Source organism: Rhodospirillales bacterium (assembly GCA_014323865.1).
GTDB lineage: Bacteria > Pseudomonadota > Alphaproteobacteria > SP197 > SP197 > SP197.
In genome coordinates this window covers 1-22815 of the sequence record JACONG010000002.1, presented here as the reverse complement: position 1 = coordinate 22815, position 22815 = coordinate 1, and the positions used below count along the sequence as shown (strand labels likewise).

Sequence of the window (22815 nt, the reverse complement as noted above, 5' to 3'; positions counted from 1 at the left end):
AGTCTGAGAAATCCTGGGCCCGTGCGCTGACCGTACCGGCATCGAAATCGGCATTGATTGTGAGACTGCCGATGAGACGACGATTGTTGTAAAGATTGTCAGCCCGGACATATCCCGACAAGGTGCCGCTCCCCGCCGGGAGAGAATCCGGGGCTTCGAGAAGGCCGGTTTCGGCAGCTGCAGCGATAAAGTTCATATTATCGGTTTCCCGGAGATGTCTGAGCGGTCTGATTGTTACACCGCTACCCCCCGGGTTCAGGCGAAGAGCGATTCTTTGACCGTTTTTGTCATCGCTGAGGTAAAAATCACCATTGATATCTGTCGGTGTAGTGCTACCTGGGTCGGTGATGGTGACGGTTTGGCGGCTTGATGCTGTTCCGCTGCCTCGAAGGTTGTTCGAGGCCGCAATCGTATAGGTCCCTGTAATACTAGTGCCGTATACCGTCAACTTCTTCCCACGGCCAGCAAAAACCTCGCCCTGCATATCGGCATCGACGTCTATGTCACCATTGACACCGTCATTGATCCTGCCATCCAGAGTGCTTGCAAATGCTGTTGTGGTGATCGTTCCGCTACCGGAAAGAGTCCCCAAAACCCTGCCACGGCTATTCCAGCCACCGCTCGGGCTCGGATCGTCGGCAGTGTCAAACCGACGAAAATTGCTTGCAAATGTCTTGACCCTACCGTCACTGAAATCGGCGGTGACTGCAAGACGGCCCATGATTCTTGATGAGCCATAGAACTCAGTCCTCAAATATCCCGTCAGGAGGCCTTTCCCAGCGCTCCGGAGGGAAGACGGGTTGGAAAGAGCAGGGCCCAGAAAGACAGCATTACTTATCGAAGCAAGCTTGCTGGCTTGTTTGTTATATGTGCTCGTCTGGATCGTTGCATTTCGAAAACCTGCATAGTGCGGCACTACAAGGGGTTCGGGTCCCTGCTGGCCTGAAGCTCCGGGGGCAACCCCTGCAATCAGGAGCACAGCTGCAACAACGCTTGACAGTTTGTTCATGGTCGATTTCTCCCAGTTCGTCGGGGTTCCCTCAGGACTTAGCCTACTCATATTCGATCAAGGCGCAAGACGTCAAGCTGTTTTTTTGCAGCGCCCGAAATCGTCCCGATGTCCTCCGTCCCGAGGAGGTCGCCACGGTTGCAGCCTTCCTTCTGTCGGATGCCGCAAGCCGGGTGACGGGTCAGGTCATCGCCGTGGACGGCGGGCAGAACCTTTGATCCGGGAGCGTGAGTGCGGAATGTGACTCAGGTTTGCCGTTTCGCGGCCTACTGAGATTGCCGCCCCTGGCGCGCCGGGCTACAAGGCGCGGGACATTCCACAGCATCGAACGACGGAGAGCGGGCCTTGGCCTCCTATCAGTACGTCTATGTCATGAAGGGTCTGAACAAGACCTATCCCGGCGGGCGCGAGGTCCTGAAGGACATCTGGCTGAGCTTCTTTCCCGGCGCGAAGATCGGCGTGCTCGGCCCCAACGGTGCGGGCAAGTCGACGCTCATGAAGATCATGGCGGGCGTCGAGACCGAGTTTAACGGCGAGGCCTGGGCGGCCGAGGGCGCGAAGGTCGGCTATCTGCCGCAGGAGCCCGAGCTCGACAACACCAAGGACGTCATGGGCAACGTCATGATGGCGATGGCCGACACCAAGGCGCTGCTCGACCGTTTCAGCCAGGTCTCGGCCAGGTTCGCCGAGCCGATGGATGACGACGAGATGAACGCCCTGATCGAGGAGCAGGGCGAGCTGCAGGAGAAGATCGACGCCGTGAACGGCTGGGATCTCGAGCGCACGCTGGAGATTGCCATGGACGCGCTGCGCCTGCCGCCATCGGACTCCCCGGTCGAGCATCTCTCCGGCGGTGAGAAGCGTCGCGTCGCGCTTTGCCGCCTGCTGCTGCAGAAGCCCGATCTCCTTCTGCTCGACGAGCCGACCAACCATCTCGACGCCGAGAGCGTCGCCTGGCTGGAACGCCATCTCGAGGAGTACGAGGGCACGGTCGTGGCGATCACCCATGATCGCTACTTCCTCGACAACGTGGCGGGCTGGATTCTGGAGCTCGACCGCGGACAGGGCATCCCCTACGAGGGCAACTACTCGGGCTGGCTTGAGCAGAAGCAGAAGCGGCTCTCCCAGGAGGGCCGCGAGGAGGCCGCCCGCCAGCGCGCGCTCCAGAAGGAGCTCGAATGGGTGCGTGAATCGCCACGTGCCCGCCAGGCCAAGGGCAAGGCACGTCTGGCCGCCTACGACAACCTGCTGGCCGAGGCCGAGCAGCGCAAGGAAGGACCGGCCAAGGGCCGCATCGTCATTCCTGCGGGCCCGCGCCTGGGCGATCTCGTCATCGAGGCCAATCACCTGCAGAAGGCGTTCGGCGACCGCCTGCTGATCGCCGATCTTGAGATCAGGATCCCCCAGGCCGGCATCGTCGGCATTGTCGGCCCCAATGGTGCGGGCAAATCGACCCTCTTCAGGATGCTGACCGGCCTCGAGGAGCCAACCAGCGGCAGCCTCAAGATCGGCGACTCCGTCGTGCTGGGCTACATCGACCAGAGCCGCGAGAACCTCGATTCGGACAAGACTGTCTGGGAGGATATCTCCGGCGGGCTGGATGTCGTGATGCTGGGCAAGCGCGAGGTGCCGTCCCGTGCCTATGTCGGCGCCTTTGGCTTCCGTGGCGCGGACCAGCAGCAGAAGGTCGGCCAGCTTTCGGGCGGTGAGCGTAACCGCGTTCACCTCGCCAAGATGCTGAAATCGGGCGCGAACGTGCTGCTGCTCGACGAGCCCTCGAACGACCTTGATGTCGACACACTTCGTGCACTCGAGGATGCACTGGTCGAGTTCGCCGGCTGCGCCCTGGTCATCAGCCATGATCGCTGGTTCCTCGATCGTGTGGCGACGCACATCCTGGCGTTCGAGGGTGACAGTCACGTCGAGTGGTTCCAGGGCAACTACGAGGCCTACGAGGAAGACCGCAAGCGCCGCCTGGGTGCCGAGGCCGACCAGCCCCACCGCATCAAGTACAAACCGCTGACGCGGTGAGCTTGCCGCGGCTCAAGACAAAGACCGTTATTCCGGACAAGGCCCGCAGGGCCGCTGATCCGGGGCCCATGCCTGAGCCTCGCGGGAAGGTCGTTCCGCGATGGCTGGCTCAGGTATGGGTCCCGGCTCTCCCTTCGGTCGGCCGGGATGACACGAAGGATGAGGAGGCTTGACCTCGACCCGCCTGATCATCCTGATGGCGGCGCTGACCGGTGTCGTGTCGACCATCACGATCCTGATGCCGCTCTGGGTCTTTTTCATCGGCATGGGTCTTCCGGTGCCCAATGCGATGGCCGCAGCCATCAACCGCTATCCCAATCAGACAGGCCTGGCGTCCGCCATGTCGGGATTCCTCCAGTTCAGCGGTTGGGGTGGCGCGGGTTTGGCCGTCGGCCTGCCGGGCGGCGACGGACCGATTGTCTTCGCCGGGGTCTTCGGCTTCGTCGGATTGGCGAACTTCACGAGCTTCATCTTGCTCCATGGTCGGCCCCGGAGCTTCCGGCCGTGACCGCCGTGCCAACAGTCATCGAGGTGCACGGCATTCGTGTGACCGTGGAGATCGACGGGGAGGCCGTCCGCTGTGCGCCCGCCGCGGATATGGACCCCTATCCCGTGGTTGGCGACCACGTCGCCATTGCGCCGCCCGATCAGCCCGATGATCCGCCGATGGTCACCGCCGTCCTGCCGCGCGCGACGATCTTCGCCCGGTTCAGGCGCGATCACAGCCGCCGTTCGCGCGACGGCGACAAGGAGCATGTGTTGGCCGCCAACATCGATCTTGCCGTGGTCGTCGCGGCGCTTGCCCGGCCGCCGTTCCACCCGCGCTTTATCGACCGCTACATGGTGCTGGCCCAGCGGGGCGGCATTCGTGTCGCGGTCGCGCTCAACAAGGCGGATCTCGGGATCAAGGCACCGGATCTCTCGATCTACCGGGACCTTGGCCTGGAGATCGTGAAAGTCTCGGCCAGGACGGGTGACGGTCTCGACGGTTTGCGCGGCCTGATCGCCGGCAAGTCGGTGATCTTCACCGGTCATAGCGGAGTCGGAAAATCATCCCTCGTCAACGCGCTGCATGCCGATGAGCTTGCCGCTGTGGGTGAGGTTGGTGGCAAGCGGGGCCAGGGGCGCCACACGACCTCTCGGTCGTCGCTCTATCGGCTCGACGCCACCACGGCGATCATCGACACGCCCGGCATCCGCTCGTTGTCGTTGTCGGGTATTCCCGTCGATGAACTGGGCGTTCTCTTCCCGGAGTTTGCGGAACGGTCCGAATTCTGCCGTTTCCGCGACTGCACGCACGATCACGAACCCGGCTGCGGGGTCTGTGCGGCTGTCGAGAACGGGGAGATCGCAGCGGTGCGCTACGATACCTACCTGCGGCTGCTGCGCGACGACGACTAGCGCTCTGGTCCTGTAGCACGGCATTGAGTGCGCGCTTGCCACACGTCAATCGCGCTCACACGACAGCATGCGCAGGGGAACCGGCATCATCTGTATAGCAGGAACGGAACGAACGCTATCCGCGGGATGTCTGCGGTTTCGCTGTCGAGATAACAGGTGTCGAAGATCGCTGCCGAGCGCGCGTGTGTCGCGAGCGCATCGTCGAGTTGCTGTTCCAGGTAGTGGCTGTTGACGCCCAGAACCGCGAGGTCAACGGGACCGGGAATGTCCTTCAACGTGCTGTAACAGGTCAGACCCCGGATCTCGTCGTAGCGTGGGTTGACGGGATAGAGATCGCCGTCGAAGCCAGCGTTGAGCAGGCCGGCCAGCATGCCGTGACCGGCGCTGCCCTCGCGCAGCGAGGCACCGACGATGGCAATGGAACGGGGCCGCAACAGCGGCGTCAGGCGATGTTCGGTCATGGAGAGCGTCCGGTTGGAAGAAGCGGGGCACCGACTAAAGGTTGATTCGGGCACGCAATCGGAATGTCTGAGGGTTTACACGAACATCGCCGCTCGGCCCGACGTTTCGGGTCATCTTCGCCTTGCACGCCCGTCTCACATCGGCTCAGAGTAGCGCCGCCGCACGCAAATCCTGCAGCGAGAACTCCAGCATCATGCCCTGCTCCTTGCCCCAAAGCGACCGCGACTGGCAGGCGACGATGCGCAGGTTTGTCGAAGATCAAGTTGATCCCCGGGAGGTCGAGGCCGGGATGAACGACGGCTTCATCCGTCAGGAAACCTGCGACGCGATCTTTGCGGCGACCAAGGATATAGGCCTCTACTTCCCGTCGATCCCCGAAGAGGGCAGCGGTACAGACCTCTCGAAGCTCGAGATCACGGTGATCCAGGAAGCCGTGGGCCGCACCACGAACGGCATGTGGGTTGCTACGCCGATCTCTCGCCGTTCCTCCATGCACATGGCGAACGAGCACCGGATGCAGCGCTATGTCCGGCCGATGCTGAACGAGGCCATGCGGGTCGGTTACGCCATCACGGAGTTCTGTGCAGGCAGCGATGTCGACGTCATTGAGGCGACCGCGGTGAAGGACGGCAACGGCTATGTGCTCAATGGTTCTGATGGTCTGATCCGATGATCAAGTTGCCCCGTGTCATCGGCCACCGCGGTGCTGCGGCCTACGCTCCGGAAAACATACTGGGCAGCTTCGCCAAGGCGGCGGAACTCGGTGCGAGCTGGGTCGAGTTCGACGTGCATCTGGCGCGGGACGACGTGCCGGTCGTTATCCACGACAGGAACCTTGCGCGCACCGTCGGCATGAACCGGAACATCGACGAGGTGCACTCTTCCGAACTGATGCATGCCGATGCCGGAAGCTGGTTCGATCCCTACTGGTCGGACGAGCGGATCCCGACGCTGGCCCAGACTCTCGATGCCTGTCTGGCTTTCGGGCTGACACCCAATATCGAAATCAAGGACGATGCCGGTGCGCGTCGAGCCACCGCTGTCGCTGTCGCTGCTGTCGTCAGGGAGCGGTGGCCCTCTGACCGGCCGATGCCTCTGATCACCAGCTTCTCGTTGCGTTGCCTCTATCACGCACGCTCGGCGGGCGGGCGCTTTGCCCTGGGACTCCTGATGAATGAGACCCCGCGCCGCTTCTGGACCTGGCATGCCCGCCTGTTGCGCTGCCAATCAGTCCATGTCGACCCATCCCTGGTGACGCCTCGTCTGGTCGGCAAGGCGAAACGGCGGGGTCTTCAGCTCGCGGTCTATACGATCAACGAGTCCGATGAAGCGGAACGGCTGCTCGATCTCGGCGTGGATTCCGTGATTTCCGACAGTCCGGATCTGTTGGACGCGCCAACCGAACTGTGATGGCGCGCAGTTGCGATTGCCGGCGTTGCGGCGAACACTGACGAGTCTGCTGGCGACCGACATCCAAACACATGGCGACCGTGCGCATCAGGGGGCGCCTTCTGGACAGCCCCAGGCTTCGGCAAATCTGTAGCGTGTCACGGTAAGCGTTGGCATGACCATGTATCGCAAGGGAGAGACCCTCGATGATGTCCTGCGCCGTGCCGACGCGATGCTCTATCAGGCCAGGGATGCGGGCCGAAACTGCATCCGTTGGGATGAACCGGTCAGCGGCGTGCGCGAAGCATCCGAAGCGGGTTGAAACCGCGCTGGCTTGCACGCATGTCCTGATGTTCGATCTGCTGGCAATGCTTCTCGAATGTGGCCGAGGTCATGGCCTGGATAACTCCGTAAAGGGGGGTCGTTTTCGTGTGCATGGCGTCAATTCCGAGAAAGAGTTGCGATGCAGCAGATGTGCAACCGCGGGTGCACCATGACAAACGCACTTCCCTGAGGTCAGCCATGCAAGTGGATCATAGCCTGAGGCCGCCAGCCCCGTGATCCGGTGGATCGATCCCAGGTTGGATGTGAGGACCTCGAACGCTTCGGGCTCGAAGCAGGACTTTCTCTCCGTCATCAGGAGGATCGCATCCTCCGCCGATCGCCTCCATGTGTAGGGCCGGTCGAAGTAGAAGGCGTCGAAAAAGTCCCAGATCCGTACGATACGGAGGATGAACGGAATCTCGGCACCTTCGAGGCCGTCCGGGCAAGTTCGTCGATCAGCTGATGGCTACTCGCCAAGCCCAGGTAGCCTTTCCCGCCGACGGCCTTCCGGGTGGGGGGGGGTACATCGCGCTCATGAAGAGATGCTAGCAGGGTGCGAAATGATGCCATTCACCGCCTCCCGGAAACGTGATCGTGACGGTTTCACCGAACCCGGCACCGGTTGTTCTTTCGCTCACGACGCCAACTGCACTAGGTTGGGCTGATTGACTGAGCGACGGGAGACAGTGATGCCGGAGACCTTTGATCTCGTGATTCGCGGTGGCGAGATCATGATGCCCGCAGGCCGGGTCCAGACATTCGTCGGGGTGCGCGACGGCTGCATCACGGCGATCGGAGACCTGGCCCAGGCCTCCGCAGACGAGGTCATCGACGCCAAGGGGCTGACCGTTTTGCCGGGTGTTATCGATACCCAGGTCCACTTCCGCGAACCCGGCAACGAACACAAGGAAGATCTCGCGCACGGCTCCCGGGCGGCGGTGGCCGGGGGCATCGTGGCGGTCTTCGAGATGCCCAACACGAAGCCGCCGACGACCAACGCCGACGCCCTGAATGACAAGCTCACGCGCGCCAGGGGCATGTGGTGCGACCATGCCTTCTTCGCCGGGGCCGGACGGGACAATCACGACGTCCTGGCAGACCTTGAAATGATGCCCGGCTGTTGCGGCGTGAAGCTCTTCATGGGCAGTTCGACCGGTGGCCTGCTGGTCGACGAGGACACCGCGATCGCCTCGGTGCTGGCTTCCGGACGCCGGCGCATGGCGATCCACGCCGAGGATGAGCCCCGCCTGATCGAGCGCAAGCATCTGGCCGAGGAAGAAGGCCATGCCCGCGCCCATCCCGTGTGGCGCGATGTTGAGACCGCTCTGCGCGCCACGCGGCGTATCGTCAGCCTCGCGCGGGCCGCGAACCGACCGGTTCACGTGCTCCACATCACCACCGCGCAGGAGATCGCATTCCTGGCCTCGGCCAAGGATATCGCCACGGTCGAATGCCTGCCGCAGCACCTGACGCTGACTGCGCCGGATTGCTACGAGCGCCTCGGCAGCTACGTCCAGATGAACCCCCCCATCCGCGACGCCGAGCATCAGGCCGGGCTATGGTCGGGCATCACGCAGGGCATCGTCGACGTATTAGGGTCCGACCATGCGCCCCATACCCACGAGGATAAGCAGCAAACCTATCCGGCAAGCTCCAGCGGCATGCCCGGTGTGCAGACCATCCTGCCATTGATGCTCAATCACGTTGCCAAAGGCCGGCTGACTCTGGAACGCCTCGTCGACCTGATGTGTTACGGCCCGCAGCGCATCTACAACATTCGCGGCAAGGGCCGCATCGCGGTCGGTTACGACGCCGACTTTACGCTGGTCGATCTGAAAGCGAAGCACACCATCACGAACGATGAACAGGAGGCCAAGTGCGGCTGGACTCCATTCGACGGCATGGAGATCACCGGCTGGCCCATGGCCACGATCATTCGTGGCCGGACGGCCATGCGCGACGGCGAACTGGCGTCTGAACCTTTCGGTGAGCCGGTGCGGTTCTGGGAGACGGCGAACGCCTGATCAGTAACCCTGTCCGGGGATCAGCGTGTCCTTGAGGCTGGAGTAGTCCGTCATCACCGTGCTGCGGTAGGCCTCGCGTTCCTGCAGGCGTGCGTACCAGGACTCGATGTTGGGCAGTGACGGGCGTTCGATGTCGGGGTCCGGCGTCACGCAGATCCAGCCGTCCGACTGCTCGCGAGCCAGGAATTCCTCCGACGTGTCGATGCCCGGCGGTGCGGTCCGCGATTGCTCGAAAGGGTGATCCGCATTTCTGCGCAGGTCGTGGAGAAGCTGGTCGAGGGCTGTGGTGATGGTCATGGCAGTGGCTCGTTCTCTGACACGGGTCCAAGACATCAAGACGCCCGTGTATCCCGGGGTGCATGGCTTGACACTACTGGAAGGGTCGCCGACAAGCGACATGCTTCTCCGGAAGCCGTGCTTGAGCAAACGTCAAGGAACACCATGGTACACAGGGTCGAAACCGTCCCCCTTATGGTGCCCGGCCCCGGAACCGAGCGGTTCCTTACCGTGCATCGCTTCGGCAACCCGGAAGCCCGCCCCAAGCTCTACTTTCACGCCGCCCTGCATGCCGACGAGCTTCCGGGCACGCTGATCCTGAACCGCATGTTAGGCTGGCTCCGGGACGCTGACGCTGCGAACCAGATCGAGGGTGACATCGTCGTCGTGCCCTATGCCAACCCGGTCGGGCTCTCGAACCGCATCATGGGTTACCACCTGGGGCGCTACGACCTCGACGGCGACGGCAACTTCAATCGTTGGTACCCGGACCTCAGCGGAACCGTGGGCGACAAAGTGGTTGACCGCCTTGGTGATGACGAGGTCGAGAACGCACATCTGATCCACTGGGCCTATCGTGTCGCGATTGAGGAATGGGAAGCGCCGGGCGAGGCCAATACCCTGCGCAAGGCGCTGATGCTGCTCTCGGCCGACTGCGACTTCGTCTTCGATCTGCACTGCCACGGCGAGGCGATCCAGTACATCTACTTCCCCGAGAACCACTGGGCGCAATACGGCGATCTCGCCGCCGAACTGAAGTGCGAGACCGTTCTGCTCTTCCCGACCGACAGCGGGACCAACTTCGACATCGCACCGACTACGGTGTGGCACCGGTTGCGCAAGCGGTTTCCGTACTGGCCGATCGCCGAACCACCGTTCACCACGACGCTCGAGCTGCGCGGTCAGAACGATGTCGGCGATGATCTCGCACTTGAGGACGCCATGGGCCTGTGGCGCTTTCTGCAGCGCCATGGCATTGTCGCCGGCGATCCCGGCGATCCTCCGGTGCTGCCCTGCGAACCGACGCCGCTCAGTGGTTCTGACAACCTCGTGGCACCCTGTGCCGGTGTCCTGTCCTATCACCTCGATGTCGGTGACCACGTCGAGGCTGGTGCGGTCGTGGCCGACATCGTCGATCCGGCCGAGCCTGATTTCGAGACAGCACGCACCCCGGTCAGGAGCCGTGCGACGGGCGTGCTCTATGGTCGCTCGATGAGCCGTCTTGTGCGGCCGGGCCAGTCCTTCGCAGTGGTCTCGGGCCATGACGAGCTGCCGCCCAACGACCTGCCCGTGATCGACTACTGAGGCGGCCGTGACCCACACCATCGAACATCTCGATCTGCCCGCCGCCAGCCTCGGGACACGCCGCTGCCTGCCGGTGCACCGGTTCGGTACAGCGGGAGCTCGGCCCAAGGCCTATCTTCATGCTGCGCTGCATGCGCAGGAACTGCCGGGTATCGTTGTTCTGGAACACCTGATCGCGCGTCTTGAAGAGGCTGACGCTGCCGGCCAGGTGACGGGCGAGATTGTCGTTGTGCCCTTCGCCAACCCGATCGGGCTTTCCCAGCAGATCATGATGGAAGCGCAGGGACGATACGACCTCGACACCAACCGCAACTACAACCGCGGCTTTCCGAACCTGATAGACACCGTGGCTGAGGCGGTCGCCGGACAGCTCACTGACGACGGTGAGACCAATGTCGCGCTGGTCCGCGCTGCGTTGGGGTCAGCGATTGCCGAACGCAATGATGCGCGCGAGGCCGACGTCCTGAAGCTGACGTTGCTCCGGCTCTCGCATGATGCCGACCTGGTGCTCGATCTTCATTCGGCTTGGGAGGCGTTACTCCATATCCTTGTCACCGATGTGAACTGGCCGGATGCGCGCGATCTTGCGGCCCAGATGCAGGTCGAGGTCGTGCTGATTGACCGCGGCAACCGCATGATGACCTTCAAGTCATCCCATGCTCTCTTCTGGAAGGAGATGCAGGCGCGCTTTGCCGATCATCCTGTGCCGCCGGGCAGCACGTCGGCTGTGGTTGAGCTGCGTGGCCAGCGCGATGTCGACGATCACCTCACCAGGCCCGATGCCGACAACCTGTTCCACTGGCTGCAGCGCCGAGGCGTGGTGGCTGGATCGCCCGGTCCGCTGCCCGAGATGGCCTGCGAGCCGCGCTCCAACGCCAGTCTGTTCCGCCTGTTTGCCGAACTCGGAGGTGTGGTGATCTACCACAGCCATCTCGGTGAACGGGTTCGCGAGGGGCAGACTTTTGCCCATATCCTCGATGCCGAGAGTGGCCGCCGCACGCCCGTTCTGGCGCCGGTTGACGGGCTGTTCTACGCGCGCCGCAGCCATCGTTTCGCGCGTAAGGGCCAATACTTTTGCGCCATTGCCGGCGATATGTTCATCAAGGACTAGGCAGGTAGCCCGGCAGGTGTCGTCGGGTCAGGTTGTCAATCGTACCGTCGGCGAGAAGACGATCGACCGCCTCGCCGATGGCTGCGTTGTCGGCACCGTTTGCGGGCAAGGCGAAGGCGATGCCGCCGCCGTCGGAATCCAGCGGCACCATGGGGGCGGCGAGTTCCAGGTCGGCGGCGATCAGTCGCCTGCGATCTCCTTCAGAGCACCGATAAGGCGTTCGACTTCGGCAATCGTGTTGTAGTGCACGAAGGAACACCGGATCGCGCCGTCGGACGAGTCGACACCGACCGCCTCGAGAATGCGGGGAGCATAGAAATCGCCGGCGTTTGCCGCGATGCCGTGCTTCTCGAGCAGCGGCGGGACCTCCTGGCTCTCCACCCCGTCGATCGTGAAGCTGAAGGTTGGGGCTCGTCGATCGTGTTCGACCGTGGTCCGGCCGATGATTCGAATCTTCGGTTGGTTCGCCGCGAAGTCGAGGAAGCGGGCCGAGAGGTCCTCTTCGTGGCGCGCGATGATCTCGAACATTTGGCGCATGCGGCCGTGGAGATCGTTGGCCGGCTCGTCCAGGTGATGGCCGGCCAGCGCCTCGAAGTAGTCGCCGATGCCCTGGCAACCCGCCGTGAGCTCGTGGTTCGGCGCGCCGGGGTTCATCTTCATCGGCAGATCGTCTTCGGCGTGGAAGTAGAAGTACTGCCCCTTTGCCTCCAGAAGGTGCTTCTTCTTGCCGTACATCACGCCGAGATGGGGCCCGTAGGTCTTGTAGAGACTGAAGAGATAAAAATCGACGTCGAGCGCCTTCACGTCGACGCTGGCGTGCGGCACATAGGCGACACCGTCGACACAGACCCGTCCGCCGACCTCGTGGACCATTGCGGTGATTTCGGCTACCGGGTTCGGACCGCCTGTGATGTTGGAGCAGTGCGAGAAACAGACCAACCGGGTTCTGTCGCTCAGCATGGCGCGCAGCGTCTCGGGCTCGAGTTCCGCCGTCTCGGGGTTGACCTGCCACTCGCTGACCGTAATGCCGAACTCCTCAAGACGCCGCCAGTGCCCGTTGTTCGCCTCGTGGTCGATGTTGGTGACGATCACCTCGCCGCCCTTGAGCTGGTCCCGCAGTGCCGCTGCCAGCGTGATGACGTTGCGTGTGGTCGAAGGGCCGATCACGACCTCTTCTGGCTCGGCGTTGATCATCGCCGCGACGACCTCGTGCCCCTTCTTCATGCGCTCCTGGGCATCGCGTGCAATCGCCGCATTGCCGCCGGGCTGAACCTGGCATTCGGTCATGTAGAGCGTGACCCGATTGATGACGGTATGCGGTACCAGGCTGCCACCGGCGTTCTCCATGAACGCCCAGCCGTCGTTCAGGGCAGGAAAGAAGGAGCGGACGAAATCGAGATCGAGATCCTTGTGAGCCAACGGAACTACTCCACGAGATTGACGCCGTCGCCGAACCGAATGGTCCGTTCGATTGTTTCGGACAGGTCGTCGTCGATGATGCGGGGGTTGAGGGTGCAGAAGCGCAGGCAGGTGCGCCCCTTCAGCTCGGTCGAAGTAACGAAAGCGAAACTGTCGTCGAACAGAGCGACGACGATCCGGTGCTGAAGGCGGCTTGTCTGCGCGTCGTCAAGGCCGTCGCGATTCAAGCGAAAGGTGACGACGGCAAGGCTCGGGCCCGTCGCGCTCTCGAAGCGGCCGCTTTGCGTCATCATTTCGGCGGCACGCTCGGCCACATCAATGCCGCGCTGCACGGCCTGGCGGAACGCGTCGGCACCGAAGACCTTGAGCGGGAGCCAGAGCTTGATGGCCCGCAGGGACGTGACCTCGGTATCCACTGCGGCCGGTCGATCGGTCATGTTCGTCCAGTGGTCGACCAGACCTGCAATTTCGTGGCCGGTGTTGCCGTGGACGACCTCGGCCTCGTAGACGATGCCCTTCATGCCGCTCCAGTGATTCAGAGTGCGAGCAGGAGTAGATGACCGCGCTGATGGGGTGCCGGCCGGCATGATGATACATCAGTTTCCAGGCGAAGGCCGCGGTCATAACGACATAACTGCGCTTCCCCTCGACGAAGGTGGCGTTGGCGAGGCCTGGGCCGCGTATTTGGCAGACACCCTCGACGACCTTGAAGAGACTGCGAATGTTGTTGAGCTGCGCGATACGCCAGAGGCCGGATGGACCGTGCCCGGTGCCTTGTCGTTGAGAGAGACATCGTAGGCTGCGTTCGTCCGGACCCTGTTTCCGCGATGTCCGGGTGAAGGTGCCTGAGGGCATCTGGCACCGTCCATGCTGCCATGCGAAGGTCGCGCCGCCAAACGGGAAACGCCAGCCATGACCGATGCCGCAGAGGACCGCCTGACGCCGCTCAAGCCGGAGGACTGGGATTCGTCGCTCGCCGAGGTGTTGGCGGGCCTGAAGTCGCCGCTCAACATCCACAATGTCATCGCGCGCAATCCCGTGTTGATGCGGAACTATGTCGATTTCCGCAACCACGTCGTCACCGAAAGCACGCTCTCGGCGCGTCAGCGGGAGATCATCATCCTGCGTGTCGCCCATCAGACGGCGTGCGCCTACGAATGGGACCATCATGTCGTTCGGGGCCGCGATGCGGACCTGTCTGACGAGGACATCGTCCGGGTGCGGCACGGTGCAGGCGCGGAAGGCTGGTCGACCGATGAGGCGCTCCTGATCAGCGCCGTCGACGACATGCTGGTCAACACTGAAATCGCCCCGGAGACGTGGTCGGCGATGTGCGAAGTCTTCGATGACAACCAGTTGCTCGACACGTTCTTCACGATCGGCACCTACTTCATCATGTCGACGATCCTGAAGACCGCGAAGGTGCCTCTCGAGGAGGGTTTCACCGTAAAGAATCCGGTCTAGCGGCCACTGAAACTGTCCAATGCACGACAGTTGCAGGGACCGCTGTGGCAACGGAATCATCGGGCGATCATACGTGTTCTCACCGTCCTTCGCGCGGTAACCTTGCTTGTGGGCTGCTTCAACAGCAACGAGGGCAACCTCATGAGGCAACCACGCTGATTTTCGATGGCGGGCCTGTGAACAGCGTGAACTCCTTCGCAGTGCTCCATATCTGCAACCTCCTCAACCGCTACTCCGACGGCGCTACTCCGACGGGAAGTACAATTGTCTTGCCTGTGTCTCACCGCGGCCCATGGCGAACATCGATCAGGTTTTCGCGGGTTCTGTTGCGTTCGGTGTGACCCGTTCGGACTACCTTGTGCAGGCCGTCAACGGCACGAGGATATGGCAGGACGATCGGCAGCCGATGCTGACCGCGCTCTTCAGCGTCCACAGCGACGCGCTCTTTCCGGTCGTCCGCGAGGGCAGCGATATTCGCTTGGTCTATGACCTGAAGGGGCGGGCGGTCAGCCCGGGCATTCTCGATTCCGTCGATCAGCAAACCGCGACCCAACTGCTCGAACGCAGCAGATTCGACGTCGGCGAAGACATCGACGGCCGCAGCCTCCTGCCCGACGAGGCCGCCGCCGCGCTTGTTGCCAGCGAGATCGACGCCTTTTTCGTGGTCGGTACCACACCGGCCTCGGCCATCGAGCAGGCCTCGGACCAGATCGACATTCGCGTCGTCGCGCTCAACACGCCTGACGGCAACGCCCAGGTCGCCGATGCGCCCCACTATCAGACAACCGACATCCACACGACCTACGACAGCGATCTCGATCCGACCGACGAGCTATTCCGGACCACCTCGTTACGCAGCTTCGGTGACGACGCGACGGTGATCACGCGTGCCGACATGCCCGAGGAGATCGTCAGTGATGTGGCGGGTTACGTCCTGCGGCATCTCGACGAGCTCTGCGGCAACAACCATCCCTACTTCAGTCATCTGGAAGCCTCGGACATGCGCGACAACCTCCTGGCACCTGGTCATCCGGGCGTTAGCGGCGACTGGTCAAAGCCGGCATCCGAGCCGTCGGACGAGTTTCTCCTGATTCTCTTGGTGCAAAGCTCCGGTTTGACCCTCCGCGCCTACGGGGCGCATAGTCCGTCCTGGGAACGTGACGGACACGAGATGCCATGGCCTGAGCGGATTGCGCGAGCAATCCTGGCGTCGTGGATCGTCGCGCCAGGAACAAGCAAGAGAGGACATTTCACCATGAGAAAACTGCTTCTATCGACGGTTGCCGCGGCGCTGGTTGCCGTCGGCAGCCTGGCCGCCACGCCGGCCAAGGCTCAGACAGCGCGCGATCTCCTGATCGGCGGTGGTTCGGTCACCGGTGTTTACTACCAGGTCGCTCTGCACGTCTGTAACCTTGTCAACCAGCATTCCGGCGGCACCTACAACTGCGTCGGCCGTCCGGCGCTGGGCTCGGTCTTCAACATCAACGCGGTCAACCGCGGCCTGCTCGATTTTGGCGTGGCTCAGTCCGACCGCAACTGGCAAGCGGCCAATGGTTCGGCCGACTGGGACGGTTCGCCAGTCGAGCAGCTTCGCAGCGTGTTCAGCGTGCATCCCGAGACGGTGCTTCTGGTGACGCGCGACGACACCGGAATCAGCAGCGTCGACGATCTGCGTGGTCGTGCGGTCAACATCGGCAACCCGGGCTCTGGCCAGCGCGGCAATGCCGAGGACATCCTGCGCCTCTACGGTGTCGACGCGAACGCCGATATCTCGGCCGAGGGCCTGCAGCAGAACGAGGCGTCGCGCGCCCTGATCGACCAGAAGATCGATGCGTTCTTCTACACGGTTGGCAATCCGGCAGCGGCCATCGAGGAGCCGGCGAACTCGACCGACATCAAGATCATCCCGATCGATTCGCAGGCGATCCGGGACTTCATCGCCGACAAGCCCTACTACGTCATGACCGAGATCCAGCCCGGCACCTATAAGGGTGTCGATGAGCCGGTTGCGACCTATGCCGTGAAGGCGACGGTTGTCGCCAGTATGGCGCTTGAAGATCAGGTGGTCTACGACGTCGTGAAGATCGTCATGGAGAACCTCGACGAGCTGCGCGAGGCCCATGCCGCCTTCCGCCATCTGGAGCCTGAAGACATGCTCCAGGGTCTCTCGGCGCCGTTCCATCCGGGCGCGGAGCAGTACTACAAGGAACAGGGCTGGATGTAGTCCGGCCCAGACGCGGTGGGCGGCCGTCGGTGCGGCCGCCCATCGTTCCTGTCACCGGGCGGGGCCGGTCGGCAGTCGGGGTTGCGGGGGTGGAACGACATGGCTGAGACCCAGCAAGCGCCGGGCGTTGCCGAGGATCTGGTTGCACAAGTCGAGACCGGGCCCCGCCGCGCTGACAGTCCCATATGGCGTGGCATTGTGGTGGCGTTGTGCCTAGGCTGGTCCGGATTCCAACTCTACATCGCCGACAATCCCTTCGACACATGGCAGGCGCGTTCGATCCATCTGTCCTTCGCGCTTCTGCTGGCGTTCCTCGCCTATCCAGCCTTCAAACAGAACGAGCCCGGTCGGCTGCAACGCCTGCTCGGCAACCTGATCCCCGGCCTGAATGGCAAGGGGTTCGTCCTCGTCTACGACCTCATGTTTGGCGGCATGATGCTGGCGCTCGCGATCTGGACTGCGATCGACTACGACGCGCTGGTCAGCGATCTCGAGAGGATGGAGCACCCGGACTGGACCTTCGCGCTCTGGGTCGTGATGGCGATGGGCTTCATCGAGGGCGCACGACGCATCCTTGCGATCGTATGCGCGTTCGTGAAGGTGGCGCCCAAGGGCGTGGTTGGAGCGCTTCTGATCGGAAGCGGCGTTGACCGCTCCAACCGCCGCTACATTCCCTTTTACGACGCCATGCTCGGCATCGTGGCGGCCGCCTCCGCGCTGTTCATCGTGCTCGATTACGAGGGTATCATCTGGCGCCAGGGATTGCCCGGCTGGTTCGACGTATGGGTCGGCGTGATTTGCCTGGTCCTGCTGCTTGAGGCTGCGCGGCGTGCCCTCGGCCCGGCACTCGCCATTCTGGGCGCGATCTTCTTCAGCTATTTCTTCATCGGACCCTACCTGCCCGATATCATCCGCTACCGCGGGTCGCCCATCGACTTCGCGATGAACGACATCTACCTGTCGACCTTCGGCATCTTCGGGACGCCGCTGGGCGTTTCGACCAGCATCATTTTCCTCTTTGTGCTGTTCGGTGCGCTGTTGGAGCGCGCTGGTGCCGGCAAGTACTTCATCGACGTTGCCTTTGGCGCCTTCGGGCGTTACCGCGGTGGCGCGGCGAAGGCGGCCGTCGCAGCCTCGGGCGCGAGCGGTCTCTATTCCGGCTCGTCGATCGCCAACACCGTCACCACGGGCACCTTCACGATCCCGCTGATGAAGCAGGTTGGCCTGCCGCCGCACAAGGCGGGCGCGGTCGAGGTCGCGGCGTCGACCAACGGCCAGCTCATGCCGCCGGTGATGGGGGCCGCCGCCTTCATCATGGCCGAGACTCTGGGTATCGCCTACATCGACGTCGTTCGCGCGGCGGTGTTCCCTGCCGTGATCTCGTATCTGGCGCTGTTTTATGTCGTCGATCTCGAAGCCCAGAAGCTCGGCATCAAGGGCCTGCCGAAGGATCAGCTTCCCAAACTCCTGAAGACGATCTTGCGCGGCCTGCACTTCGTCCTGCCGATCCTTGTGCTGTTCTACTTCCTGCTGATCCTGCGCCGATCACCGATACTCTCGGCGCTTTATGCCATTGAGGCGCTGGCCGTCATCATCGTACTCCAGCGGCTGATGATCGCCTGGCTGGCGATCGGTGTGGCGCGACGGTCCGGCGAAATGATCGGCAGCGCCGGTCAGCTTGTTCTCCGCGGTTTCAAGGAGGGTGTGCTTGATGTCCTCGAAGGGCTAATCACCGGTGCCCGCAACATGATCTCCATCGGTGTCGCGACGGCATCCGCGGGCATCATCGTCGGCGTGGTCAGCGCGACCGGCCTCGTCGGCCGTTTCACCACCCTGATCGACGCGTTGTCGATGGGCAGCATCCATCTCGTGCTCATCCTGACGGCGATCTGTTGCCTGATTCTCGGCATGGGTCTGCCGACAACGGCGAACTACATTCTGATGGCGTCTCTCATGGCGCCGGTGATCGTGCAGCTCGGTGGTGACGCCAGTCTCGTGTTCCCGATCATCGCGGCCCATCTGTTCGTCTTCTATTTCGGTATTCTGGCCGATGACACCCCGCCTGTTGGCCTTGCGGCCTACGCTGCGGCGGCGATCGCGCGCAGCGATCCGATCCGGACGGGCATCCAGGGGTTCACCTACGACATGCGCACGGCGATCCTGCCGTTCGTCTTCATCTTCAACACCGAGCTTCTGATGATCTCCGGCGTTGCCGAGAACGGTGACATCATCTGGCTCGATGACTGGTTCAAGATAGGCTTCGTCTTCGTCGTATCGCTGCTTGCGATGTTTGCGTTCGCGGCGGCTGTTCAGGGGTGGTTTGCCGCCAGGCTGAACGTTGTCGAGCGCCTGTTGCTTGGCGTCGTCTGTGTCCTTCTCTTCCTGCCCAGCATCGTGTCGGATCCCACGGGGATCTCGCGCGAGATCGTGCAGGTCGCCCTTGTAGCGGTGATGGTGACTCTCTTTGTCTGGCAGGCGATGCGTGCAAAGCGGCAGACGGCGATGGGCTGATGGAGGAAACCGTGTTCCGCAACGTCGTGATGGCCATTGATCTGAACGAAGAGGAAAGCTGGAGGATCGCACTGCCAAAGGCGATCGAGGTTGCGCAGGGCGGCGTGCTTCATCTGGTCAACGTGGTGCCCGACTACGGCCTTGCCATCGTCGGACAGTATTTCGAAAAAGATGCGGAATCGGACATGCGCGAGGCCGCGCGTGTTCAGCTCCATGCTTTTGCCGAAGAGCACGTGCCCGATGACATCCGCGCCTCCTGCCTGATCGGAGCGGGCTCGGTTCACGTCGAGATTTTGCGCATGGCGACCGAGGTTGGCGCCGATCTGATCGTGTTGGGCGCACCCGAGCCCGGCCTGAAGGATTACCTGCTGGGCCCGACGGCTGCGCATATCATGCGGCATGCAAAGGTGAGCGTCCTGGTCATCAGGGATCAGCCCCGCCGGGATCGCATGGCTGGACAGACGGACGGAATGCCATCACAAACCTGCCAACAACAGGTTTAACGGAACACATCATGCAGAAGGCCGGAGCGCCTTATCTTCTGTTCCTGGGCGATGCCCAGGACGAGCTGTCGATCAAGGGCTGCACGGGCGTGAAGATCTGGCGCCCCGAGAAGGCACGCGCCCAAATCGTGCTCGAAGGCGGCAATCAGGATCTCGGTCTGGAGAACATGACTCCGGCCCAGGCCGCGGAAGCCGGCTGCAGAACGATGGTGCTTGGTGTCGCCAATGCCGGGGGCTTCGTGCCGGGCAACTGGATTCCCACGATCATCGATGCGCTTGAAGCAGGCCTTGATGTGATGGCTGGGATGCACAAGCGCCTGGCCGACATTCCGGCCATCAACGAGGTCGCCAAGCAGTTCGGCCGCACGCTGTTCGACGTGCGCCAGCCCAGCATGGACTTCAAGGTCGGCAAGGGTTTCAAGCGCGAGGGCAAACGTGTGATCACGGTCGGGACCGACTGCTCTGTCGGCAAGAAGTTCACCGCACTGGCGCTCGAGAAGGAGATGAAAGGACGCGGCATGAAGTGCACGTTTCGCGCAACCGGCCAGTCCGGCATCTTCATTGCCGGTGAGGGCGTCGCGGTCGACGGCGTCGTGGCCGATTTTATCGCCGGTGCCGCCGAGTGGCTGTCGCCTGATAACGAACCCGACCACTGGGATGTCGTCGAGGGGCAGGGCTCGCTCTTCCATCCGAGCTTTGCCGGTGTGAGCCTGGGGCTTCTGCACGGCTCGCAGCCCGACGCCCTGGTCATGTGCCACGAGCCGACCCGGCCCCACATGCGGGGTGTTCCGGGCCGAGTGCTGCCGTCGATTGAGGAATGCATCGAGACCAACGAGCGCATGACGCAGCTGACCAACCCGGCCGCCAAGGTAATCGGTGTCTCGGTCAACACTTCTACCATGCCCGAAGACGAGGCGAAGGCCTATCTGGAGGGGATCAGCCGGCGTCTCGGCATGCCGTGCTCGGATTCGACCCGGATGGGTGTCGGCTCGATCGTCGACGAGCTGGAAAAGATCTAGATGTCGATGCGCCGCGCGATATCGGCCCGGCACGAGGTCTGGCCGCTCGCGCAGGTCTTCCGCATTTCCCGTGGGGCCAGGACTGTGGCCGATGTCATCGTCGTCGAGGTCGTCCAGAACGGTGTGCGCGGCTGGGCCGAGGCCGTGCCGTATCCGCGCTACGGCCAGTCGATCGAATCCAGCCTGGCAGAGATTGATCGCGTTCGCTGCGCGGTCGAAGAAGGAACCAGTCGCCACGAGTTGATGGCCGAGATGGCGCCGTCGGCGGTCCGCAACGCAATAGACTGTGCGCTCTGGGATCTTGAAGCAAAGATGACCGGCGATCCGGTGTGGCGTCTCGCGGGCCTGGACGAGCCCGGCATGCTGACCACGACCTACACGTTGTCGATCGATACGCCCGATGCCATGGGTGCCGCGGCCGTCGCGAACGCGCATCGCCCGTTGCTGAAGATCAAGCTCGACAGCGAGCATGTTCTCGAACGCCTCGGCGCGGTGCGCCGGGGCGCGCCGGATGCCCGTCTTGTTGTCGATGCCAACGAGGCTTGGAGTGTTGATCTCCTGCGTAAGATCGGCGGTGCACTCGCCGAGCTCAATGTCACGATGATCGAGCAACCCCTGCGGGCCGACGACGATGCAGGCCTCGCGGGTCTCGATTGCCCGGTCACGCTGTGCGCTGACGAATCCTGCCACGGTTCCAACACGGTTGCCGCTCTCGCCGACCGTTACGGCATGGTCAACATCAAGCTCGACAAGACTGGTGGGCTGACCGAAGCGCTCGCCTTGCGCCGCGCAGCGCAGGAAGCGGGCCTGGAGATCATGGTCGGATGTATGGTCGGCACCTCGCTCGCGATGGCACCCGCCATGTTGGTAGCCCAGGGTGCCAGCGTCGTCGATCTCGACGGTCCGCTCCTGATGCGGGAGGATCGTTCGCCGGGGATCGTGTTCGAAGGGAACAGGATGCACCCGTGCCCGCCTGAACTCTGGGGATAGCCGATGCCCAGTCATTTCCAAGGAGCCACACCGGTTCTGCGCTCGGCCGACTACGAGCGCTCACGCGCGTTTTAGCGCAGCCTGTTGAGCTTCATGATCCACGAAGAGGGGGCGATCCGCCCCGCTTCGGCATTCACGTGCGCGACGGGGCAACCCTCTTCATCAACGCCTGGAACGGCGGCCCGCCGTCATCGCCCGGCGGGTGGGAGGCCTACATCCACGTCAAAGAGATCGCTGCTTTGCACGATTCCCGGGGGCGGCGGGCGTGGAACTCGTAGCCAAGGGCTCGGTGATCGCGCGGCGCACCTTCTTTCGTGGCGACAGGCTGGCGATCGGATCCTGGAACATCATGGCGATGTTGCTCCGAACCCCGCGATACTGGGTGTCCTTCAGGCCAACCAAATCCTGACTCTCGAAGGTGATGGCACCTTCCTGCGTCTTGACCAGACCAATGATGGCGCGGCCCAGCGTTGTCTTGCCGGATCCTGATTCGCTGACCAGCCTGAAGGTTTCTCCCTCCTGCAGGCCGAACGACACCTTCATCACAGCGTCGATAAACGGGTCGTCGATCCCTTTCATCGTCGACTGAACGAAACCCGCCGGGCCAGGCGCGGCACCGCAGGCCTCGCACTGGCAGGCATGGCGCAGCCACACGGCATGGGGGAGACGGGCGGGATAAAGACAAAAGAACCTCAGGCGGCCATGCCGCCCGAGGTCCCGATGTCGGGAAGAAACAGAAGATTTCAGGCGGCGTGGCCGCCTGAAATCCTGATTCCGTACTCAGTAATGGACAGCGTAAAACGCCCCACCCTCGATACTTCAAGGGCCGAACGCTCGACACCGTCAGCGGTTCTCGACAGCGTAAAACGCCCCACCTTCGATATTGCTATCACTTTCTCCGGATCTGGAAAGGGTTCCTGTCAGGTCTCCGTGTAGCAGCAAATTCTGACCGTCAAGGTACACGTTACCTGCAATGGTCCCGTCGACTGTGGTGACGACGCCGTTACTGACCAGTGTAAGGTCCCCAGCCAGGGCGCTTTCAATCGCGGTTGCAGTGATCGTTCCTCTACCACGCAGCTTTCCATTCACATTTGTACCTTGTCTATCTTGCCAACTCGACGACGTACCACGGCTGGCAAGGCCGGTAAAACCTCTTGCCTTTGTTTTGACCTTGCCATTATCGAAATTGGCCGTGATTTCGAGATTGCCCATCATGGGAAGGTCCGAGACAAGATTGTCAGCCCTGACATATCCCCTCAAGATGCCGCTCCCCGCCGGAAGAGCATCCGGGGCTTCGAGGCGGTCGGCTTCGACAGCTGCAGCGATAAAATTCAGATTGTCGATTTGCTGGAG

23 protein-coding genes and 1 pseudogene are annotated in these 22815 nt (G+C 62.7%); 16 read left to right on the top strand and 8 right to left on the bottom strand.

Going from position 1 to position 22815, the window contains the following annotated elements:
- Positions 1-1009: hypothetical protein (locus GDA49_00555; protein ID MBC6438915.1), on the bottom strand; the 1009-nt coding region annotated here is incomplete at its 3' end.
- 116 nt (positions 1010-1125) lie between these two features.
- Between GDA49_00555 and GDA49_00550 the strand changes: the two are divergent.
- From GDA49_00550 to rsgA, 4 genes and pseudogenes are all read left to right on the top strand, one after another.
- Positions 1126-1227, top strand: a pseudogene (locus GDA49_00550) (SDR family oxidoreductase).
- 127 nt (positions 1228-1354) lie between these two features.
- Positions 1355-3040: an energy-dependent translational throttle protein EttA gene (ettA, locus tag GDA49_00545; GenBank protein ID MBC6438914.1), complete on the top strand. Its 1686-nt coding sequence runs from the start codon at positions 1355-1357 to the stop codon at positions 3038-3040.
- A gap of 169 nt (positions 3041-3209) precedes the next feature.
- Positions 3210-3548 carry a hypothetical protein gene (locus tag GDA49_00540; GenBank protein MBC6438913.1) on the top strand — a complete coding sequence of 113 codons (339 nt, stop codon included), beginning with the start codon at positions 3210-3212 and terminating at the stop codon, positions 3546-3548.
- Positions 3545-4441 carry a ribosome small subunit-dependent GTPase A gene (gene rsgA / locus GDA49_00535; protein MBC6438912.1) on the top strand — a complete coding sequence of 299 codons (897 nt, stop codon included), beginning with the start codon at positions 3545-3547 and terminating at the stop codon, positions 4439-4441. Before GDA49_00540 ends, rsgA begins: the two co-directional genes overlap by 4 nt.
- Positions 4442-4527: 86 nt before the next feature.
- On the opposite strand, the gene GDA49_00530 is transcribed toward rsgA, so the two are convergent.
- The gene (locus GDA49_00530; protein MBC6438911.1) at positions 4528-4902 is read right to left on the bottom strand and encodes a CoA-binding protein; all 375 of its coding nucleotides are present in this window, start codon (positions 4900-4902) and stop codon (positions 4528-4530) included.
- A gap of 239 nt (positions 4903-5141) precedes the next feature.
- Between GDA49_00530 and GDA49_00525 the strand changes: the two genes are divergently transcribed.
- The 4 genes from GDA49_00525 (at position 5142) to GDA49_00510 (ending at position 8640) form a co-directional block, all read left to right on the top strand.
- Positions 5142-5576, top strand: a complete 435-nt coding sequence (locus GDA49_00525) for an acyl-CoA/acyl-ACP dehydrogenase (GenBank protein ID MBC6438910.1) — start codon at positions 5142-5144, stop codon at positions 5574-5576.
- Positions 5573-6313: a glycerophosphodiester phosphodiesterase gene (locus tag GDA49_00520; GenBank protein MBC6438909.1), complete on the top strand. Its 741-nt coding sequence runs from the start codon at positions 5573-5575 to the stop codon at positions 6311-6313. The genes GDA49_00525 and GDA49_00520 overlap by 4 nt, the downstream gene beginning before the upstream one ends.
- A gap of 154 nt (positions 6314-6467) precedes the next feature.
- A complete protein-coding gene (locus GDA49_00515; GenBank protein ID MBC6438908.1) occupies positions 6468-6614 on the top strand; it encodes a hypothetical protein in 147 nt (48 codons plus the stop codon).
- Positions 6615-7305: 691 nt separating this feature from the next.
- Complete coding sequence (locus GDA49_00510) at positions 7306-8640, top strand: dihydroorotase (GenBank protein ID MBC6438907.1); 1335 nt, start codon at positions 7306-7308, stop codon at positions 8638-8640.
- Here GDA49_00510 and GDA49_00505 read toward each other — a convergent pair whose 3' ends face one another.
- On the bottom strand, positions 8641-8937 hold the full coding sequence (locus GDA49_00505; GenBank protein ID MBC6438906.1) for a hypothetical protein: 297 nt from the start codon (positions 8935-8937) through the stop codon (positions 8641-8643). It lies immediately after the preceding gene.
- Positions 8938-9081: 144 nt separating this feature from the next.
- Here GDA49_00505 and GDA49_00500 point away from each other — a divergent pair, with 144 nt between their 5' ends.
- Together GDA49_00500 and GDA49_00495 are read left to right on the top strand one after the other, a co-directional pair.
- Positions 9082-10221 carry a succinylglutamate desuccinylase/aspartoacylase family protein gene (locus GDA49_00500; GenBank protein MBC6438905.1) on the top strand — a complete coding sequence of 380 codons (1140 nt, stop codon included), beginning with the start codon at positions 9082-9084 and terminating at the stop codon, positions 10219-10221.
- A 7-nt stretch (positions 10222-10228) separates the two neighbouring features.
- Positions 10229-11332 (top strand): succinylglutamate desuccinylase/aspartoacylase family protein, encoded by a 1104-nt coding sequence (locus GDA49_00495; protein MBC6438904.1) that lies wholly within the window; start codon positions 10229-10231, stop codon positions 11330-11332.
- On the opposite strand, the gene GDA49_00490 is transcribed toward GDA49_00495, so the two are convergent.
- Genes GDA49_00490 through GDA49_00480 form a run of 3 tightly spaced genes read right to left on the bottom strand, consistent with a single transcriptional unit; the run spans position 11322 to position 13272 of the window.
- On the bottom strand, positions 11322-11483 hold the full coding sequence (locus tag GDA49_00490) for a hypothetical protein (protein MBC6438903.1): 162 nt from the start codon (positions 11481-11483) through the stop codon (positions 11322-11324). The two genes, GDA49_00495 and GDA49_00490, sit on opposite strands and share 11 nt — an antisense overlap.
- A gap of 29 nt (positions 11484-11512) precedes the next feature.
- Entirely contained in the window at positions 11513-12751 is a 1239-nt protein-coding gene (locus tag GDA49_00485; GenBank protein ID MBC6438902.1) for an aminotransferase class V-fold PLP-dependent enzyme, read from the bottom strand.
- A gap of 5 nt (positions 12752-12756) precedes the next feature.
- Entirely contained in the window at positions 12757-13272 is a 516-nt protein-coding gene (locus GDA49_00480) for a hypothetical protein (GenBank protein MBC6438901.1), read from the bottom strand.
- 391 nt (positions 13273-13663) lie between these two features.
- Here GDA49_00480 and GDA49_00475 point away from each other — a divergent pair, with 391 nt between their 5' ends.
- The 6 genes from GDA49_00475 (at position 13664) to GDA49_00450 (ending at position 21462) form a co-directional block, all read left to right on the top strand.
- Entirely contained in the window at positions 13664-14215 is a 552-nt protein-coding gene (locus GDA49_00475; GenBank protein ID MBC6438900.1) for a carboxymuconolactone decarboxylase family protein, read from the top strand.
- Between the two features lie 292 nt (positions 14216-14507).
- Positions 14508-16439: a TAXI family TRAP transporter solute-binding subunit gene (locus GDA49_00470; protein MBC6438899.1), complete on the top strand. Its 1932-nt coding sequence runs from the start codon at positions 14508-14510 to the stop codon at positions 16437-16439.
- A gap of 420 nt (positions 16440-16859) precedes the next feature.
- Positions 16860-18950, top strand: coding sequence for a TRAP transporter permease (locus tag GDA49_00465; protein MBC6438898.1), 2091 nt, complete (start codon positions 16860-16862; stop codon positions 18948-18950).
- Between the two features lie 11 nt (positions 18951-18961).
- Positions 18962-19453 carry a universal stress protein gene (locus GDA49_00460; GenBank protein ID MBC6438897.1) on the top strand — a complete coding sequence of 164 codons (492 nt, stop codon included), beginning with the start codon at positions 18962-18964 and terminating at the stop codon, positions 19451-19453.
- Between the two features lie 11 nt (positions 19454-19464).
- Complete coding sequence (locus tag GDA49_00455) at positions 19465-20472, top strand: DUF1611 domain-containing protein (protein MBC6438896.1); 1008 nt, start codon at positions 19465-19467, stop codon at positions 20470-20472.
- Entirely contained in the window at positions 20473-21462 is a 990-nt protein-coding gene (locus GDA49_00450; protein ID MBC6438895.1) for a dipeptide epimerase, read from the top strand.
- Between the two features lie 222 nt (positions 21463-21684).
- Here GDA49_00450 and GDA49_00445 read toward each other — a convergent pair whose 3' ends face one another.
- Both GDA49_00445 and GDA49_00440 read right to left on the bottom strand, forming a co-directional pair.
- Positions 21685-22041 carry an ATP-binding cassette domain-containing protein gene (locus GDA49_00445; protein ID MBC6438894.1) on the bottom strand — a complete coding sequence of 119 codons (357 nt, stop codon included), beginning with the start codon at positions 22039-22041 and terminating at the stop codon, positions 21685-21687.
- Between the two features lie 264 nt (positions 22042-22305).
- Positions 22306-22815, bottom strand: a 510-nt coding sequence (locus GDA49_00440; GenBank protein MBC6438893.1) for a hypothetical protein, incomplete at its 5' end; no start/stop codon positions are given.